Below are 18653 nucleotides of genomic sequence, written 5' to 3'. Positions count from 1 at the left end.
GACTAGTGCCTCATCCTTGTGTCAGACCGCGATGTCGCCGTTCATCAAACGTGGGAGTAGAAGGTCGCGGCCCTGGGCAAGCTTCTTGTTGTAGTTCTCAAGCGCAGTTCGCTGCGCGAACATTGGCTCCACCGTATCGATGAAGGTGCGTCGTAGGGATTCAGGTGGTCGGATTAAATTTCGGCTATAGGCGAAATTGCGATTTAGGCCGGGCACACCCGAATCGGTGTTCTGGAAACCTGCGGAAGGTAGAGCTAGGTAAAGCCATAAGTCGGCCTGTTCCCTTGGAACGAAATAGGCTGTGTCTATAGGCCAAAGGTCGACCGGCGACCAGTAGACGCTTCCGACATTTCCTTTTCGCCCGACAACGATCGTCGGACCTGCAGCGAGCGCTGTTTGGTGAGTGCCTATAATCCCACTGGAGCCATAGACCGGGATAGGTCCCCCAGTGCGATTCTCTTCTTTCAACGCTTTTCCATAGCGCAACTCCAGAAGGTCCCCGACCTTGCACCTCTCCCACCCCGCGGGAAGACCGTCGAAGACCTTGACGTGTTCGTGGCCGGGGAAGCGGAAGTGGACAAACCACTCGCGGTAGAGCATCCGCGCCGCCTCTTCCAGCAACGCAATCCGCCGTCGGTTGTTCTCGATCAGTTCGTCATACGCAGATAGGATTTCTGCAATTGCAACTTGTTCCCTTAAGCCTGGGAGCGATACTTCGGTGTTGGGAACCGTAGTAAGTGGAATTCGATTTACTGTTGCGCCGGTTATCGTGATTGCTTCCATCTTTGCCCGCCAAATTGGCGAAAGGAAAAAATAGAGCAAGAACCTTGGGTCAACCTTTCGCAGATCGGGCCGCACCAACGCCATTCGCCGACCGAGGCAGCCCTCGAAGCCATCTGGAATACAAGCGTACCGATGAAGCGTGGCTTCATAGGAGAATACGATGTCCCCCTGCTGAGGCTTGACCCGCCTAGTCCATTTCGCGAAATCGGCCTCCGAAACATGGCGGATTTCAGAAAAGTCTAATCTGCCTTCGTCGGTGACATTCTTAATCCCGAGAAAAATAGGACCGTCTTCAGATGGCTTCGGTGTGGCGTGTGGCCCATCGAAGATGCCGATTGCGAATTCTTTGATGGCAGCAACCGACCGGGTCACGCGCCGAGCCCCTCGAAGTTGCGTGCGATACGAGAGGCTAAATCCGCGGCCTCCTCGTTCAGGCCCTTCAGGTCGATATGAATCGACCGCATCGCTTCCTCGAAGTCGAAGTCATCATCCACCGCTTCGGGCGCCACACCCACATAACGTCCAGGCGTCAAGCTCCAGTCATGCGCTTCGATCGCAGCGCGATTCACCAGCTTCACCAGCCCCTCGACGTCACGCAGCTGCGCGTCCGGGAAACGCTCCTGCAACCAGTCCGCTTGCTTCACGAAGTACCTCGCCCTGCGCAGCGCCTCGACAGCCTCGGCGCACGCGCCTTCCAGCGCCTTACGCGCCCGGTTCACTTCGTTGGTAGGCCACTCCTCGGCGTCTTTCGCGTCGAGCTCTTTTACCGCGATGTCGATTAGGCGGCCGACCAGTCTCGCTGCAAGGTCGATTTGTTTCGTGAGATCGCGGCTTCGTTCGGCCAGCGGCTGAAGACGCTCGCGCGCCGCATGCAGCGCGGCGTTGGTGCGTGCCGGCATGGCCCAGGCCTTTGCCTGCGCCTTTGCGTCGGCCTCGAACGCCTTGATGTCATCCGCCAGCGTAGCCCACGCGGCGGCCAACTCCGCCCACGGCTCAGCCAGCGGATCGGCCTCGCGCTTTGTAGTGGCGAATGGCTGAATCAACGCGGCCAGTTGGCTCAGCGCGCCTTCGAGTGCGATCAGACGCTCGACAGTCGCCGCGCTCGCCGCTATGGCTTGCGCCAAATATGATGCAATCAATTGCAGAAATCGATCTGACTGACCGCGATAGAGCCATACGATGGCGGTGATGTTCTTCTGCTGCTCGGGACTGAAGTCGTAGATGGCGCGCGTCACCTTGCGATAGATGCTGCGCGCATCAAGCATCAGCACTTGGTCACACCGGGTTTTGTCGCGCTCCTTGGCGCGGTCAAAAAACCACAGCTGGCAGGGCACCGTGCGTGTGTAGAAGAAGTTGCCGCGGATGTCGATCATCACGTCTACGGCGCCGGTTTCGACGAGCTTCTTCCTCACCAGAGCTTCATCGCGCCCAGCGCTCGACGCCTGCGAGGACATGACTACGCCAGCACGGCCGTTTTGATTCAAGTAACTGTAGAAGTACGACATCCAAAGATAGTTGGCGTTGGAAACCTTCTTGCCCTTGTTGACGCCGGGCAGGCCGAACGGCAGTCGAGGATCACCCTTGACCTTCTCCGCATCCACCTCGTCCACATTGAACGGCGGATTGGCCATTACGAAGTCGCATTTGCCGACCAGCTCGTGCGGGTCCTTGTAGTAGGTGATCGCTTCGTTGCCGGCGCGGATCGACCCCTGCAGGCCATGTACGGCGAGATTAATCTGCGCGAGCTTGGCGGTGGTTTCGTTCTTCTCGTGGCCGTAGAAGGTGACGCGCTGCATGGTGTCCTGGCCGGCGTCCTCTATGAAATGGCTGGACTGCACGAACATGCCGCCGGAGCCACAGGCCGGATCGAAGACGATGCCGTGATCGGGCTCGATCACGTTGACGATGGTCTGCACGATCGAGGGCGGCGTGAAAAACTCGCCGTTGTCGTGAGCGCCCTGTTTGGAGAATTCGGCCAGAAAGTATTCGTAGATGCGACCGAACACGTCGCCCGAGGCGGTGCGCAGCGCCTCGGTGTCGAAGGTGCGCAGCATACGGTCCAGCAGCTCACCATCGAAGCGCTCATAGCCTTTGGGTAACTGGCCAGCCAGTGGAGGGAAGCCCTTCTCTACGTCCTCCATGGATTTGGAGATGGCCTTGCCAAGCGTACCGTCCTGCGGCAGCTCCAGCAGCGTCTCATAGCGTGCTGACTTGGGCAGCTTCAATGCGCGGCGGCTACGAAAATCCGCCTCAACCAGGGCGCGCCTTGGCATCTTGCCACTGGCCTGATCTGCCTCGATCGCGCTCAGTGCTTCACGGTACCGGTTGCTCGCCTGGCGCAGGAAGAGCAACCCCATGATCGGCATGAAGTATTCGTTGGAGGCGAGACCGGAATTTGCCCGCAGGTCGTCCGCAATTTTCCAAAGGCCCGCCTCAAATTGTCCGAGGCCGGCGAAATGATCAGCAAACATTAGATTCTTTCACCCGCTGCACCGCTGCACCGCTGTGGCGCAATTTGTCGCCTGGCCGAGCTTCCTCGACTAGCCGGACGCCCGATGCGTCCTAGTCCGTCCAATCAGCATAACTCGCTAGACGCGCAGTCGCCCTGATGCTTGAGTTGCGGCCATTTGTACCGGCGCATGGCAGGTCTCAGGGTGCCGACCTCCGCTAAAGTGGCCCGGAGCGATGTTGCCTCCTCAATCTGGGTTGGTGGCGCGTCGCGGCCGCTTCGATGGGCCCTAAGCGTCGACACGTAGCCTCGATGGGTCGCCCTCGGCACCTCACTTCACAGCCAGCAAGTAGGGAGCCGTGAAGCTTGACCGATCCCTTCCCCATGACTTGGAAGGAGCCCAAATTGGTGGGGGTAGGGCTGGGGGCATGGAAGTGCTTGCAAGGTAGGAAGATGTTTAAGTTCACTGCGTTATCAATAACATGCGGGTTTTCAAAGTGGCCAAGCTCTATTTTTATTACTCGGCGATGAATGCCGGCAAGACCACCACGCTGCTGCAGAGCGCGTACAACTACCACGAGCGCGGCATGCGCACGCTGATCCTGACACCGGCGCTGGACGACCGCTACGGCCACGGCGTGGTGGCCTCGCGCATCGGCCTGAAGGCCAATGCGCGCCGCTTCGGCGGCGGCGAGGACCTGTTCGTGCTGGTCGAGGCGGACATCGCCGAACGCGGCGCGCTGCACTGCGTGTTCGTGGACGAGGCGCAGTTCCTCTCCAAGGCGCAGGTGTGGCAGCTCACCGACGTGGTCGACCGGCTCAATATCCCGGTGCTCGCCTATGGCCTGCGCACCGACTTCCGCGGCGAGTTGTTCGAGGGCAGTCGCTACCTGCTGGCCTGGGCCGACCACCTGGACGAGATCAAGACCATCTGCCACACCGGCCGCAAGGCCACCATGGTGGTGCGCGTCGACGAGCAGGGCCGCGCGGTGACCGAAGGCCCGCAGGTTGAGATCGGTGGCAACGATCGCTATGTCTCGGTCAGCCGCGCCGAGTTCAAGCACATCACCGAGGGCCGCGGCCGCATCGAGCTGCAGCAGAGCGTGCTGCCGCTGGACCACTCGCGCTGACCGCTCGCTCCGCCCGATGAAAGCGGGCGGGGAGAGGGAAGGCCTGCAGCTCTTGATCCTGGAATCCAAGGAATCCCATGACCTCCCCCCCGGAAGCTTGGCCACGCCCCTATTGGCAACCGAGCGACGAAACCATCGTGCTCAACTTCCACGTCTTCGGCCGTTTCGCCGAGGACCTGGCCATTCCCGCCGCGCGCTATGCCAGCAACGGCCTGCCCGAGGGCGTGTCGTTGCAGCGCTTCGCGCATACCGCGCTGCGCGGCTGGGAGGGTTATCCGCTCAAGGGCTCGCTGGGCGAGCTCTTGAAGGAGGACGCGCCGGAAGCCTTCGAGCTGGCGCGCGCCGCGCCCGAGGTGCTGGTGGTGCGCGGCGAGCTGGCCGACCGGGACAGCCTGGACTACCTGCGCGACACGCTGGGCGTGCTCGCCGGCCTGCTCGACGTCGGCGGGCAGGCCGTGCTGGACCCGCAGATCCTCACCCTGTTCGATGCCGCCGCCTGGCGTCGGCACTATCTCGTCCCGGGCGGCGCGCCGCCGCGAAATCACGTGCTGATCCTGCGTAACGCCGCCGGGGACGAAGATCGCTCGCACGTGCACACGCGCGGCCTGCGCAAGTTCGGCCGGCCGGACCTGAGCTTCGAGCACGTGCCCGACGCACATGCCGACCAGGCCGGCATGCTGTGCGAGCGGCTGGTCGAACTGCAGGCGCTGGGTGCGCACTTCGCCGATGGCCAGCCGCTGGAGGTGGAAGGCCTGCCCGGCGGCTTCGTCGCGCGGCGCAGCGGCGACCTGGAGGATCCCCGCTTCAACAATAGCCACGTGGCGTTCGACTGGCCGGTCTGATGGGGTCCGACCGTGTCAGGCGGCGGACCGGGGCATCGGCTCAGTGCTGGCAGCGCGGGCACCAGAAGGTCGAGCGCTGGCCCAGGGTGGCCTGCCGTATCGGCGAGCCGCACGTCTTGCACGGCTCGCCGACGCGGCCGTAGACATTGAGCTCGCGGAAGAAGTAGCCCGGCGCGCCGTCGGGATTGAGGAAGTCGCGCAGCGTGGTGCCGCCGCGCTCGATCGCCCAGCCGAGGATGCGCTTGACCTCCTGCGCCAGCCGCGCATAGCGCTCGCGCGAAACCCTGCCGGCGGCGCGCCGTGGATCGACGCCCGCGGCGAACAGCGCCTCGCTGGCGTAGATGTTGCCCACGCCGACGACCACCGCGTTGTCCATCAGGAACAGCTTCACCGCTGCGCTTCGCCCGCGCGAGACGTGCCACAGCAGGTCGCCGTCGAAGGCGTCGGTGAGCGGTTCCGGGCCGAGTGCGGCGAGCAGCTCGTGTGTTTGGCCCGGCGGCTGCCACAGCAGGCAGCCGAACCGGCGCGGGTCGGTGAAGCGCAGCACGCGGGCGGGCCGGCCGGGCTCCGCGGCCAGCGCGATGTCGACGTGATCGTGCGCGCCCAGCGGGGCGTCCGGCGGCAGCACGCGCAGCACGCCGCTCATCCCCAGGTGCAGCAGGGCGCTGCCGGCCTGCGTGTGCAGCAGCAGGTACTTGGCGCGGCGCTCGACCGAGTCGATGCGCTGGTCTGGCAACAGTTCGCTCACCTCCCGCGGGATCGGCCAGCGCAGGTCCGGGCGACGCAGGATCACTTCGCTCACGCGGCGGCCTACTACGTGCGGAGCGATGCCGCGGCGGGTGGTTTCGACTTCGGGGAGTTCGGGCATGGGAGTGAGGGTGGGGAGGGGCGTGTGTGGCAAGGCGTGGCCTTGGGAGTAGCAGGCCATCCGACGAGAGGCCCCTTGCCTCAAGCCTCCCATTCGACGTGGAAGCTGCCCGGTCGGTCCGTCCGTTCGAAGGTGTGCGCGCCGAAGTAGTCGCGCTGTGCCTGCAGCAGGTTCGCCGGCAGGTGCTCGCTGCGGTAGCCGTCGAACCAGGCGATCGCCGACGCCAGGCAGGGCGTGGCCACGCCGCAGGTGACCGCGGTGGCGACCACCTCGCGCAGCGCCTGCTGGTAGCGTCCGGCGATGTCGGAGAAATAGGGGTCGAGCATCAGGTTGGAAAGGGCCGGATCGCGCGTGTAGGCGTCCATGATCCGGGAAAGGAAGCCCGCGCGGATGATGCAGCCGGCGCGGAAGATGCTGGCGATGGTGGCGTAGTCCAGGTCCCAGCCGTGCGCCCGCGAGGCGGCATGCAACTGGGCGAAGCCCTGTGCGTAGGAGATCAGCTTGCCCAGGTAAAGCGCGCGGCGCACCGCTTCGACGAAGCCGGCGCGGTCGCCCGCGAACGCCGCGGTGGGGCCGGTCAGCACGCGGCTGGCGGCGATGCGCTCGTCCTTCTGCGCGGACAGGCCGCGGGCGAACACCGCCTCGGTGATCAGCGGCAGCGGCACGCGCATCTGGAGCGCGTCCTGGCAGGTCCACTGGCCGGTGCCTTTCTGGCCGGCGCGATCCAGGATCATGTCCACCAGGTCGTGGCCGGTGCCCTCGTCCTTGCGGGTGAAGATGCGCGCGGTGATCTCGATGAGATAGCTGTCCAGCTCGCCCTGGTTCCAGTTCGCGTAGACCTGCGCGAGCTCGGCGTTGGACAGGCCGAGCACCCGGCGCAGCACCGCATAGCTTTCGGCGATCAGCTGCATGTCGCCGTACTCGATGCCGTTGTGCACCATCTTCACGTAGTGGCCGGCGCCGTCGGGGCCCATCCAGGCCACGCAAGGCGTGCCATCCGGCGCGCGCGCGGCGATCTGGCTAAGGATCGGCTCGACGTTGGCGTAGGCCTCGCGCGGGCCGCCGGGCATGATCGAGGCGCCGTGCAGCGCGCCTTCCTCACCGCCGGAAATGCCGCAGCCGATGAAGTTGAAGCCGGCCGCCTGCATCTCCCGCTCGCGGCGGATGGTGTCCAGGTAATAGCTGTTGCCGCCGTCGATCACGATGTCGCCCGGCTGCAGCAGCGGCTTCATCGCCTCCAGCATGGCGTCCACCGGCGCGCCGGCCTTGATCATCAGCAGGATCCGCCGCGGGCGCTGCAGCGAGGCGACGAAGGCCGGCAGGTCGTGGAAGGGCACCAGCCGCCGGTCCGGATGGGCGGCGATCGCCTGGTCGGTGAAGCTGCTGTCGTGGTCGTAGACCGACACGGCATGGCCATGGCTCTCGATGTTCAGCGCCAGGCTGCGGCCCATCACGCCCATGCCGAACACCCCCATCACCTGCTGGCTCATCGTGCGCTCCTTCGGAAGACTTCGATGCGCTCGATATGGGCCCGTCCGCGCACGCCACAAGCGCCGGTCGCGTCAGTGGATGCGTTCGGCGTCTTTGGCCGCGGGCCGCGGCGTGTAGCGCAGCGGCACCAGCGCGATGCGCTCGCCCACGCGCACGTAGCGCAGCGGGCCGGTCACGGCGGTGGTGCCGAACTCGATCGTGCGATCGTCCAGCTGCAGCTGCGCGAGCGGGGGAGCGAGGCCGATCTTGGCCAGGTCGAAGTTGCCGGCGGGCCGCCAGCCGGCCACCGGCGCCGCGGCGATGCCGGCCAGGTCGTCAAGCCGGCCGTCGTCCGCGCGCTGGCCGTGTTCGCCCCACCAGTGGCCGTTTCGCCTGCGGTAGCGTTCCGGCGGCTTGCCGGCCATGTCCAGCGTCACCGCGGTGATCGATGTCGGATCGATTCCGAGCAGGGTGCCGGGCGCCCGGGCGCGGTCGTGCAGGTACTGGAGCACAGCCAGCATCAGCAGCGCCGCGGCGATGCCCAGCACGAGCCAGCGCTGGCGTGCTGCCCGCCGCATCAGCGTCGGCGCCGGCGCCAGGCCAGCAGGCCGCCGACGGCCAGCAACACCAGCGGCAGGGCGACCATGAAGCCCAGGCTCAGCACGTTGAGCTCGGCCTGCGAGATGTCCAGCGTGCGGTCCGGGGCGCCGCGCGGCGGCAGGCTGACCAGCGTGTCGTCGCCCAGCAGCCAGTCGAACACGCGTTCGCCCAGCGCGCGGTTGCCGCCGTTGCCCAGGAAAGTGTTGGAGAGGAAATCACCGTCGCCGATCACCACCACGCGCTGCTGGCTCTTGTCGGGGCTGGGCGAGAGCCGGGTGAGCGCCAGGCCGAAGTCCAGCGGGCCCTTCAGCTCGCCGGCGGCGGCGTCGTAGCGGATGGTCGAGCTGGCGTCGTTGGTGATCGGCTGGAATTCCGTCCAGCTCTGCGGACCCGATCGCAGGAAGCCCTGCACCGTCCAGTCGTTACGGTTGACTTGCGCCAGCGCGGCGACCTGCGGGAACAGCGTGGTCAGCACGAAGCCGCGGGTGATCGTGTGCGGCGGATAGGCGCCCAGCGCGATCATGCGCGGGTCCTTCAGGCCCAGTGCGGCGCCGCCGCCGTCGACCAGCACGCCGGGCAGCACGTGCAGGCCCAGTGCGTCGGCCAGCGGCGCGAGGTTGAGATCGCTGTCGGCCGGCTCGGTGAGCCACAGCAGGTTGCCGCCGTTGCCGACGTAGTCGACCAGCGCGCGCACCGCGCCGGGCGGGAGTGCCAGCGTCGGGCTGGCCAGCACCACCAGGTCGGTGTGTTCGGGCACCGCGGTGACCTGCGCGAAGTTGAGCGGCACCGCGCGCATGCCGCGGCTTTCCAGCTGCGCCATGAAGGTGCCCAGGTCGGCGTTGGCCTGGCCGTCCGCGCGCCGCTCGCCGTCGCCGGTGACGAAGGCGACGATGCGCTCGCCGCCGCGCGCCAGCCGCTCCAGCGCGTTGGTGAGGCTGCGCTCGGACAGCTCGTCCAGCCGCTGCTCGCGGCCGCGGTAGTGCACGACGATGGCGCCGTCGACGGTGATGCCGAGCTCGCGCATCTTCGCCGGATCCTGTTCGGGATCGACGAAGGTGAGCGTCAGATCACTCTTCAGCCGGCGGTAGCGCTCGACGAAGCCGGCGATGGTCGAGCGCAGGTCGCCCTGCGGGTTGGCATAGCTGACGATTTCGACCGGGCCATCGAGCTTGCCCAGCACGGCGCGGCTCTCGGCCGAGAGGCTGGCGCGCCCACCCATGGTCCAGTCGGCGACCCAGGCGTGCCGGGTCGATAGAAAGCCGACCGCACCGGCCGCGGCCAGCAGGGCCAGCGCGAACAGCCAGCCGTCCAGCCGTCCGAATAGCTTGCGCATCAGTCGCGCTCCCGTTCGGCGCCCACGCGGCGGATCGCCAGGGCCAGGCAGACCACCCCCAGCAGGACGAACCACACCACGTCCGGGCTGGCGACCAGCCCGCGCAGCATCGGCTGCAGGTGCGAGCTCATCGCCAGCCAGTTGAGCGCGCCATCGTCGACCCCGGCCACCTGCGCGCCCAGGTTCACTGCCCACAGGCCCAGCGTGATCACCAGCGCGGCGGCCGCCGCCAGCGCCGGATGCGAGGCGAAGGCCGAGCAGGCAAGTCCCAGCGCGGCCAACCCGGCCAGCAGCAGGGCAACGCCCAGCGCTGCGGCGGCGAGCTTGCCCCAGTCGATGCTGGTGGCATGGGCAAGGGCGAGTGGCATGGCGAGGGTGAGCGCAAGCCAGGCCAGCAGCCATGCCAGCACGGCGGCGTACTTGCCCAGCACGATACGGGTGGGCATGAGGCCCATGCCGAGCAGCAGCGCCAGGCGGCCTTCGCGCCGCTCGCCGGCCAGCGTCGACATCGACAGCAGCGGCACCACCAGGAAGGCGAGCTGGGCGAGCTGGGCCAGCAGCGGCACGCCGACCAGGTCGGTATAGCCGGGACCGTCGGGCAGGGCGGCCAGGCGGATCTGCGCAGCCAGGAAGTTGCCCAGCAGCAGGGTGAAGTTCCACGCCAGCCAGGCCAGCGTCAGTGCACCGAGCACCCAGGCGAGCGGGCGCATGAACAGCCGGCGCAGTTCCAGTCGTGCCATTGCGCTCATGCGGCGGCCTTCGTGGTTGCGATGGCGAAAAAGCGCTGCTCCAGCGCGGCGTGGTCGTGCTCCGCCAACACGTCGTCGTGGCGCAGCGTGCCCTCGTGCAGGATCGCCACGCGGTCGCACACGGCGGTCACCTCGGCCAGCACGTGGGTGGAAAGGATCACTGCGGTGCCGGCGGCGGCCTGCTCGCGGATCAGCGCGCGCAGCGCGGCGAGCTGCACCGGATCGAGCGCGTTGCCGGGCTCGTCCAGCACCAGCAGGGCGGGCTGGTGCACCAGCGCGCAGGCCAGGCCCAGGCGCTGGCGCTGGCCCTGCGACAGTACGCCGGCCAGGCGCCGTTCCAGCGGCGCGAGTTCGAGCCGTTCGACGATGCTTGAGCGCGCCCGTTTCAGCGCAGCGCCCTTCAATCCACGCAGGCGACCATGGGCGTCCAGGTGTTCTCCCACCGTCAGTTCCTGCCACAGCGGGGCACGTTCGGGCAGCCAGCCCACCAGGCGGCGCGCGAGTGCCGGCTGTTCGGCGAGCTCCTGTCCATCGAGCAGGACGCGGCCGCTGTCGGGCGCCAAAGCGCCGGCGATCATCGCCAGCGTCGTCGATTTTCCGGCGCCATTGATGCCCAACAGACCCAGCACCTGGCCACGCCCGAGCGCGAGGTCGAGGCCCTGCACCGCGGGCCGCCCCGAGCGGCGACGGCTCACTTGCTCAAGCTTTAACAGCGGTTGTGGCAGAGTCATTGCATGATTGTCACGGCGCCCCCACCTTTACACAACAGCGGGCGCTCACGCGCGCGTGAAATGCGACGCGCCATGCTGGCGGGTACGGAAACCCCTCCGATAGACTGCCTTTCAACTTCCCCGGTGTTTTCCTGATGCTCGACACGGTGCTGACCTTCCTTTCCAACGGCGTGGCCCACGCCAGTTGGCTCGCCATGCTCGTCTACATGCTGGTGGTGACCCAGCTCACCATCTTCACGGTGACCTTGTACCTGCATCGCAGCCAGACCCATCGTGGTGTGGATTTCCACCCGGTGCTGGCGCACTTCTTCCGCTTCTGGGGCTGGCTGACCACCGGCATGGTCACCAAGGAATGGGTCGCGGTGCATCGCAAGCACCACGCCAAGGTGGAGACCGAGGAAGATCCCCACAGCCCGATGATCTACGGCATCAAGAAGGTGTTCTGGGATGGCGTCTCGCTGTACCGCGATGCCTGCGAGTCCAAGCAGGACATGGAACAGTACGGCCGCGGCACGCCGGACGACTGGGTCGAACACAAGCTTTATGGCGCCCACCCGTATTGGGGTCCGACCCTGATGCTGCTGATCAGCCTGGCGCTGTTCGGCGTGATCGGTGCGGCGCTGTGGGCCGTGCAGATGATCTGGATCCCGTTCTGGGCGGCCGGTTTCGTGAACGGCGTCGGCCATTGGGCCGGCTATCGCAACTTCGAGAGCGCCGATACCGCCCGCAACCTCATTCCGTGGGGCTTCTGGATTGGTGGCGAAGAGCTGCACAACAACCACCACGCCTTCCCCAGCTCGGCCAAGTTCGCCCTGCGCAAGTGGGAGTTCGACATCGGCTGGGCTGCAATCTGTGGGTTGCGTGCGATGGGCCTCGCCAAGGTATTGCGAGTGGCGCCCTCGCTCGATGTGCGCCCGAACGTGCACCTGCCTGACGCGGAGACGCTCAAAGCCGTGCTTACGCATCGTTTCCAGGCCATGACCGACTACTACCGCGGCGTCATCGTGCCGACCCTGCGCGAGGAAGCGGCCCATGCCGGAGACAACCTCAAGTCGATGCCGCGTCGCTTGCGTCGCGCACTGGCCGATGGCGGCCGTTGGCTCGACCATGACGGCAGCGCCAAGCTGCAGGCCGTGCTGGCCAAGCGCCCGACCCTGCGCACCGTGTGCGATTTCCGCACCCGCCTGGCAGCACTGATGGAGCAGCGCGGGGCCGAGCAGGCCCTGAAGGGCTTGCAGCAGTGGATCGTCGAGGCCGAGCAGAGCGGCATCCGCTCGCTGCAGGAGTTCGCCGCGCGCCTGAAGGGCTATCGCGTCACCAGCGCCTGAGTCCGTTGTTCAAACCAACGACTCTGTCGACCTGAAGAAAAGCCCGCCACCTCGGCGGGCTTTTTCTTTGGATCAAAGCTTCGCCGCCCCCTTGCCCAGCCAGCGATCGATCAGTCGCTTCTCATAGCGCAGCGGATCGGTGTTGGCGAAGCCGCCGGGGCTGTCGTACATGAAGGCGGGATCGACGAGCTTGCGCTCGCCTTCGCGGATCACCTGCCCCTGGCTGTCGAGCAGGCGGAAGTGCAAGGCCATGCGCGGCGGATAGATGTCCTTGACCACGCGCACGGGGTTGAGCGCGCCCGCCGAGGGCAGATAGGACCCGGCGCGGTCGAGGTCGGTCACCACGATATCGAGCTTCTGGCCGGGCTGCAGCACGGCGGCCGCCTGCTTTTCCATGTAGCCCTTGAGGGTATCGAGATAGCCGGGGTCGGCGCGGGAGGGCGCAAACGCCCTCACCTCGCGTGTCTCGGTGAAATTCTCGGGATGGTCGTAGCGAACGGTGACCGTGCCGCCGCTGGCGGCGGCGGCGAGGGTCACCAGAGCAAGGGCCAGGCCGAAGGTCGAGCGGAACGGGAGCTTGGACATGGCATGTCTCCGGTGAACAAGCGAAGCCACCCTACGACGCCGGACGCCAACGCGGCGCGAGGTTTCCCATCTTCATCTCAACGTCCCGATCAGATTGCCGGTGGACGTGCCACAAGGACCCCCGGGACGCATCTGATCGAGCAAACACCAGGCCTGCGCCCGCTCGGGCGGGCCGGCAGCCGGCGCACCGGCCTGTCAGCCAGTGCCGTTGCTCGCCGAGCAGAGCCAAAAACATCGCGAGGGATGCATCGATCGGCGGGTGGCAAGCGGCCGCTGCATACGGCCGCCCAAAGAAAAACCCGCCTCGTGGGCGGGTTTTTCCGGAAGATCACTTGATCTTGCCTTCCTTGTAGATCACGTGCTTGCGCACGACCGGATCGTACTTCTTGAACTCGAACTTTTCCGGCGTGTTCTTCTTGTTCTTCTGCGTGGTGTAGAAGTGGCCGGTGCCGGCCGAGGAGATCAGGCGGATCTTGTCTTGGGTCTTGTTAGCCATGGTTCAATCCTCAGACCTTCTCGCCGCGGGCACGCAGCTGGGCGATCACGGCCTCGATGCCATTCTTGTCGATGGTGCGCAGCGCGGCGTTGGAAACGCGCAGCTTCACCCAGCGGTTCTCGCTGGCGACCCAGAAGCGGCGCTCGTGCAGGTTGGGCAACCAGCGGCGGCGGGTCTTGTTGTTGGCGTGCGAGACGTTGTTGCCGGTCTGCACACCCTTTCCGGTGACTTGACATACACGGGCCATGAGGGCCTCCGTAATCGGTGTTTTGACCGCCCGTTGGCCAGGGCGGCATCGGCCCAGCGACGCCTGGGGCGCCACGCGATGGCTGGAGGGTGTTGCACTTCGAACGGTGGCCGGCGGTGTTCCGCATCGCGTCGCGGAAGGCCCGGTGAGCCGGGGCGGCCAAGAGTCGAGCCGCGTATTCTCCCGGAAAAACAGGCCCCTGCGCAAGCCTCGCGGTTCGTCCCGGATGGCGGGGCCGGCGGATGTATGGAACAATCGTGCTCTTTGCTCCACTGCATTCACGATTCCGAGGGATTCGAAGATGGCCGAAGTCACGCCCGCCCCCAGCCAGGCCAACGGCCCGGCCATGCCGCAGCTGATGCTGCAGAAGATCTACGTCAAGGACGTGTCCTTCGAGGCGCCCAACGCGCCGCAGATCTTCCAGGAGATCGGCGAGAACGATCAGGCCCAGCCGCAGGTGCAGCTTAACCTGGGCCAGCGCGCCACCGACCTTGGAAACGACCTCTACGAAGTGGTGTTGAGCCTGACCCTGACCTGCACGCTGGGCGAGCGCACCGCTTACCTGGCCGAGGTGCACCAGGCCGGTGTGTTCGGTATCGCCGGCTTCGCCGAGCAGGACCATGCCGGCATCATCGGCAGCTATTGCCCGAACCTGCTGTTCCCGTACGCGCGCCAGGTGATTTCCTCGCTGGTGCTGGAGGGCGGCTTCCCGCCGTTCCTGCTGCAGCCGATCAATTTCGACGCCCTGTTCGCCGAGCAGCAGCGCCGTGCGATGGGCGGCGGCGAGGCGCCGACGCTCAACAGCTGACGAAAGCGATCCATGCGGGACCAACCGACCCTTGCGGTGCTCGGCGCCGGCTCCTGGGGCACCGCGCTGGCCGCGCTGGCTGCACGCAACGGCGTGGCTACCCGGCTGTGGGGCCGCGACCGCGCGGCACTGGCGGCGATGGCCGTCAGCCGCCGCAACCAGCGCTACCTGCCTGACCTGGAGCTGCCGGTCGGGCTGAGCTACGAGCCCGAGCTGGCCGCCGCCGTGCGCGACGCGGACATCATCCTGATCGTGGTGCCCAGCCACGCCTTCGCCTCGATGCTGGACGAGCTGGTGCCGTTGCTCGGTCCGGACACGGCGATCGCCTGGGCGACCAAGGGCTTCGAACCGGGCACCGGCCGCTTCCTGCACGAGCTGGTGGCGCAAAAGCTGCCGGGCCGTCCGGCGGCGGTGGTCACCGGACCCTCGTTCGCGCGCGAAGTGGCGGCCGGCCAGCCCAGTGCCGTCACCGTCCATTCGGAAGACGAAACCTTCGCCAAGGCGCTCGCCGCGCTGCTGCACGCGCCCAACTTCCGCGCCTACTCGGGCAACGACGTGCTCGGTGCCGAGCTCGGCGGCGCGATGAAGAACGTTCTGGCGGTGGCCACCGGCGTGGCCGACGGCATGCAACTGGGACTTAACGCCCGCGCCGGCCTGATCACCCGCGGCATGAACGAGATGCTGCGCCTGGGGCTGGCCCTCGGCGCGCGGCCGGAGACGCTGATGGGCCTGTCCGGCCTGGGCGACCTGGTGCTTACCTGCACCGGCGATCTCTCGCGCAACCGCCGGCTGGGCCTGGCCCTGGGCCAGGGCATCGCGCTGGATGCGGCGGTGCGCCAGATCGGCCAGGTGGTCGAGAGCGTGGTGACGGCCGACGAGGTAGCACGTCTGGCCGAACAGCACGGCCTGGACCTGCCCATCGCCAGCGGCGTGCGCGCCGTGCTGCACGGCGAGGTCACCCCGGTCGAGGGCGTGCGCCAGCTGATGTCGCGCGAACAGAAGCCGGAATATCCGCAAGGCCTGTTCGGCCGCAACTGAGGTTTTGCCGCCGGGAGGCGACTGCGGCCCGGCGCGGCCGTACGAACTTGCGTCCTCGACGCGCACACCACCGATCCCCTTGCTAAGCTCGCAGTTTTGGCCGGCAGGGCGGACCGCACGCGCATGCAGCAACCGGACGAAAAGCAGCCTGCCGACCGCGTCTCCCCCCCGGAAGACCTGGCCGGGGGCGGCTTGCCGCTGGCCTGGCGCCGCCTGTTCAGGCCGCCGGCCGCGGCGGCGGCCGAGACCCAGGTCCTGGGCTTCTTCCTCGAAGTGGTGCCCGAAGAGGGCGCATCCTATGCCCACCTCGACGTGGCGCCGGTGGCGCTGGGCGTCGCCGAGCAGGGCCGTTACGTGCGCCCCGCCCCGCTGGACAGTCGGCACCTGGCGCACGCGCCGCTCGAACCGCACGAACAGCACCTTGCGGCCGCGGTGCTGGGCCTGCCGCAAAGCGTGCGCAAGGGCCGCAGCTACGTGCGACTGGCCGGCCATATAGGCGACGCGCTGCTGGCGCAGATGCTCGATACCGCGCCCTGTTTCCTGGGCGGGCTGGCCGGGCTGCGGCTCTCGCGCGGGAAGGCCCATCCGCTCACCTGGCAATGGCAGCTCGAGCAGGACGGCAGCCAGCGCCTGCTGCCCCGGCTGGGCCACAACCAGCGCCTGCTGCGGCTGGACAACCTGTGGTACCTCGATGCCGAACATGCCTGCGTCGGCCTGCTCGAGGCCGAGCCGCGCGAATCGCACTGGCTCGACCTGCCGCCGCTGGGGCACGAATACAGCCGGCCGCTGCTCAGGTCGCTGAAGAACAGTGCGCTCGGCCAGCGCCTGCCGCCGCCGCAGGTGTTCGACGAGCTGCGCCGCGCGGAGCTGGCACCCAAGCCGGTGCTGACCCTGCACGCGCTGACCCGCCACGCGCGCCTGGCCGCCGGCACACCGCCGCTGGCCTACGCGCGGCTGGCGTTCGACTACGCTGGCGAGCGGCTGCCCGGCCGCGGCGGCGAACCGTTGGTGCGCCGCGTGCGCAACGGTCATCTGGTCGAGATCGCACGCCGCCGCGCCGAGGAGCTCTCGGCCATGGAGCAGCTCGAACGCGCCGGCCTCACCCCCGGCGTTGACACCGAAGGCCTGCCCTGGGACCTGGCCGACACCCTGCCCGAGGACGCCTGGCTGTTCCCCGGCAAGGGCTACGCCGGCGCGCTCGAGGTGAACACGCCCGCGCGCTGGCTGGCCTTGCGCGCCAAGCTCGAGGCCGAGGGCTTCATGCTCGAATACGCGCCCAGCTTCCCCTTCGAGGTGCTCGAGGGTCCGGTGCGCTGGTACGGCAATGCCACCGAAGATGCCGACGACCACGCCTTCGACCTGGAGATCGGCATCGAGGTCGAGGGCAAGCGCCACAACCTGCTGCCTGCCGTGGCGCAGGCGCTGGCCGAGCACCAGTTGAACCTGAGCCCGGCGCCGAACGAGCCGGACGACGCGGTGTGGTACGCACCGGTGGACGAGCGTCGCCGCGTTCCGGTCCGGCTGAAGGAACTGCGCGGCCTGCTGGCGCCGCTGGCCGAGTACCTGGAGCGCCCAAAGAAGAAGCTGCACCTGCCGCGCGTGCAGGCCGGCCGCCTGGAAGAGCTGGTCGAGGCGCTGCCCAGCGGCGGCGAGCTGCGCGCACCCGAGGCACTGCGCGGTTTCACCGCGCGCCTGCGCGACGCCGCCGAACGCGCCAGCGATGCGATCCCCGACGGCCTCACTGTCGAACTGCGCCCGTACCAGCGCGAAGGCCTGCGCTGGTTGAACGCGCTGGCTGAGGCGGGCGTCGGCGGCGTGCTCGCCGATGACATGGGGCTGGGCAAGACGCTGCAGCTGATCACCCACCTGCTCGCGCTCAAGGCACGCGGCGCGCTGGCGCAACCCGCGCTGGTGGTGGTGCCCACCAGCCTGATCCCCAACTGGCAGGCCGAGATCGCGCGCTTCGCGCCGGGCCTGAAGGTGCTCGCGCTGCACGGCCCGCAGCGCAGCGGCGACTTCCTGCAACTGGGTGCGCAGGACATCGTGCTGACCAGCTATGCGCTGCTGCCGCGCGACGTGGTCACGCTGAGGAAACAGCCGTTCGCGCTGATCGTGCTGGACGAGGCGCAGCAGGTGAAAAACCCGCGCACCCAGGCCCGCCGCGCCGTGCTCAGCCTGCGCGCGCCGCGCTGCATCTGCCTGACCGGCACGCCGCTGGAAAACCACCTGGGCGAGCTGTGGTCGCAGGTCGACCTGGCCGTGCCCGGGCTGCTTGGCGACGAAGGCGCGTTTCGCCGCCACTACCGCTTGCCGATCGAGAAGCAGCGCGACCAGGATTGCCAGGCGCGCCTCAACCATCGCCTCGCACCCTTCATCCTGCGCCGGACCAAGGCACAGGTCGCCGCCGAGCTGCCGCCCAAGACCGAGATCACCCGCCGCGTCGTCCTCGATGGACGACAGCGTGAACTCTACGAGAGCCTGCGCCTGACCCTCGCCGACGAGCTGCGCGAGGTGATCGCCCAGCGCGGCATCGCCCATTCGGGGATCGTCGTGCTCGACGCGCTGCTCAAGTTGCGCCAGGTCTGCTGTGACCCGCGCCTGGTCAAACTGGAGGCCGCGCGCGGCGTGCGCGAGTCGGCCAAGTTCGAATTGCTGATGGACATGCTGCCGGCGCTGCTCGCCGAAGGGCGCAAGATGCTGCTGTTCTCGCAGTTCACGGAAATGCTCAAGCTGATCGCGGCCGAGCTGGATCGCCGGCGCATCCGCTACGTCATGCTCACCGGCGAGACGCGCGACCGCGCCGAGCCGGTGCAGCGGTTCCAGGACGGCGACGTGCCGCTGTTCCTGCTCTCGCTCAAGGCCGGTGGCGTGGGCCTGAACCTCACCGCCGCCGACACGGTGATCCACTACGACCCATGGTGGAACCCGGCCGCCGAGGCGCAGGCCTCCGATCGCGCCCATCGCATCGGCCAGGACAAGCCGGTGTTCGTGTTCCGCCTGATCACCGCCAACACGGTCGAGGAACGCATCGAGGAGCTGAAGGCGCGCAAGGCCGAGCTGGCCGAGGCCGTACTCGAAGGCGGCGGCGCGCGCGAAAAGCTGAGCTTCGACCAGGACGACCTGGACGCGCTGCTGGCGCCGGGCTAGCGCCGCTGCGCACCGGCGGCGCTACCGCTGGCGAGGCGCGGCTTCCCGC

At 67.5% G+C, this 18653-nt stretch carries 17 protein-coding genes; 6 read left to right on the top strand and 11 right to left on the bottom strand.

Going from position 1 to position 18653, the window contains the following annotated elements; translation table 11 throughout:
- Positions 1-21 precede the first annotated feature (21 nt).
- The gene (locus tag VGU65_RS09995; RefSeq protein WP_327475275.1) at positions 22-1155 is read right to left on the bottom strand and encodes a restriction endonuclease subunit S; all 1134 of its coding nucleotides are present in this window, start codon (positions 1153-1155) and stop codon (positions 22-24) included.
- Complete coding sequence (locus VGU65_RS09990; RefSeq protein ID WP_327475273.1) at positions 1152-3254, bottom strand: class I SAM-dependent DNA methyltransferase; 2103 nt, start codon at positions 3252-3254, stop codon at positions 1152-1154. Before VGU65_RS09990 ends, VGU65_RS09995 begins: the two co-directional genes overlap by 4 nt.
- 475 nt (positions 3255-3729) lie before the next feature.
- Between VGU65_RS09990 and VGU65_RS09985 the strand changes: the two genes are divergently transcribed.
- Positions 3730-4362, top strand: coding sequence for a thymidine kinase (locus VGU65_RS09985; protein WP_327475488.1), 633 nt, complete (start codon positions 3730-3732; stop codon positions 4360-4362).
- A 77-nt stretch (positions 4363-4439) separates the two neighbouring features.
- Positions 4440-5204: a hypothetical protein gene (locus VGU65_RS09980; RefSeq protein ID WP_327475271.1), complete on the top strand. Its 765-nt coding sequence runs from the start codon at positions 4440-4442 to the stop codon at positions 5202-5204.
- A gap of 40 nt (positions 5205-5244) precedes the next feature.
- Here the strand turns inward: VGU65_RS09980 and mutM are convergent, their stop codons facing one another.
- The 6 genes from mutM to VGU65_RS09950 all read right to left on the bottom strand — a co-directional run bounded on the left by mutM (position 5245) and on the right by VGU65_RS09950 (position 10955).
- Positions 5245-6072 (bottom strand): bifunctional DNA-formamidopyrimidine glycosylase/DNA-(apurinic or apyrimidinic site) lyase, encoded by an 828-nt coding sequence (gene mutM, locus VGU65_RS09975; RefSeq protein WP_327475269.1) that lies wholly within the window; start codon positions 6070-6072, stop codon positions 5245-5247.
- Positions 6073-6152: 80 nt separating this feature from the next.
- Positions 6153-7562, bottom strand: coding sequence for an NADP-dependent phosphogluconate dehydrogenase (gene gnd, locus VGU65_RS09970; protein WP_327475267.1), 1410 nt, complete (start codon positions 7560-7562; stop codon positions 6153-6155).
- A 72-nt stretch (positions 7563-7634) separates the two neighbouring features.
- Entirely contained in the window at positions 7635-8120 is a 486-nt protein-coding gene (locus VGU65_RS09965; RefSeq protein ID WP_327475265.1) for a hypothetical protein, read from the bottom strand.
- Positions 8120-9475: a GldG family protein gene (locus VGU65_RS09960; RefSeq protein WP_327475263.1), complete on the bottom strand. Its 1356-nt coding sequence runs from the start codon at positions 9473-9475 to the stop codon at positions 8120-8122. Before VGU65_RS09960 ends, VGU65_RS09965 begins: the two co-directional genes overlap by 1 nt.
- Complete coding sequence (locus tag VGU65_RS09955; RefSeq protein WP_327475261.1) at positions 9475-10224, bottom strand: ABC transporter permease; 750 nt, start codon at positions 10222-10224, stop codon at positions 9475-9477. The genes VGU65_RS09960 and VGU65_RS09955 overlap by 1 nt, the downstream gene beginning before the upstream one ends.
- On the bottom strand, positions 10221-10955 hold the full coding sequence (locus VGU65_RS09950) for an ABC transporter ATP-binding protein (RefSeq protein WP_327475259.1): 735 nt from the start codon (positions 10953-10955) through the stop codon (positions 10221-10223). The genes VGU65_RS09955 and VGU65_RS09950 overlap by 4 nt, the downstream gene beginning before the upstream one ends.
- 134 nt (positions 10956-11089) lie before the next feature.
- On the opposite strand from VGU65_RS09950, the gene VGU65_RS09945 reads away from it, so the two are divergent.
- Complete coding sequence (locus tag VGU65_RS09945) at positions 11090-12283, top strand: DesA family fatty acid desaturase (protein WP_327475257.1); 1194 nt, start codon at positions 11090-11092, stop codon at positions 12281-12283.
- A gap of 72 nt (positions 12284-12355) precedes the next feature.
- Here VGU65_RS09945 and VGU65_RS09940 read toward each other — a convergent pair whose 3' ends face one another.
- The 3 genes from VGU65_RS09940 to rpmB all read right to left on the bottom strand — a co-directional run bounded on the left by VGU65_RS09940 (position 12356) and on the right by rpmB (position 13611).
- A complete protein-coding gene (locus VGU65_RS09940) occupies positions 12356-12868 on the bottom strand; it encodes a DUF3016 domain-containing protein (protein ID WP_327475255.1) in 513 nt (170 codons plus the stop codon).
- A 328-nt stretch (positions 12869-13196) separates the two neighbouring features.
- Positions 13197-13364 (bottom strand): 50S ribosomal protein L33, encoded by a 168-nt coding sequence (gene rpmG / locus VGU65_RS09935; RefSeq protein ID WP_017463578.1) that lies wholly within the window; start codon positions 13362-13364, stop codon positions 13197-13199.
- Positions 13365-13374: 10 nt separating this feature from the next.
- Positions 13375-13611 (bottom strand): 50S ribosomal protein L28, encoded by a 237-nt coding sequence (rpmB, locus tag VGU65_RS09930; RefSeq protein WP_209619039.1) that lies wholly within the window; start codon positions 13609-13611, stop codon positions 13375-13377.
- Positions 13612-13912: 301 nt separating this feature from the next.
- On the opposite strand from rpmB, the gene secB reads away from it, so the two are divergent.
- From secB to VGU65_RS09915, 3 genes are all read left to right on the top strand, one after another.
- The gene (gene secB, locus VGU65_RS09925; protein ID WP_327475250.1) at positions 13913-14419 is read left to right on the top strand and encodes a protein-export chaperone SecB; all 507 of its coding nucleotides are present in this window, start codon (positions 13913-13915) and stop codon (positions 14417-14419) included.
- A gap of 12 nt (positions 14420-14431) precedes the next feature.
- Complete coding sequence (locus VGU65_RS09920; RefSeq protein WP_327475249.1) at positions 14432-15457, top strand: NAD(P)H-dependent glycerol-3-phosphate dehydrogenase; 1026 nt, start codon at positions 14432-14434, stop codon at positions 15455-15457.
- A 123-nt stretch (positions 15458-15580) separates the two neighbouring features.
- The gene (locus VGU65_RS09915; RefSeq protein ID WP_327475248.1) at positions 15581-18604 is read left to right on the top strand and encodes an SNF2-related protein; all 3024 of its coding nucleotides are present in this window, start codon (positions 15581-15583) and stop codon (positions 18602-18604) included.
- The last annotated feature ends 49 nt before the right edge of the window (positions 18605-18653 follow it).

This window comes from Frateuria sp. (genome assembly GCF_035943815.1).
Taxonomy (GTDB): Bacteria; Pseudomonadota; Gammaproteobacteria; order Xanthomonadales; family Rhodanobacteraceae; genus Frateuria_A.
This window is presented reverse-complemented; position numbering and strand designations above follow the sequence as displayed.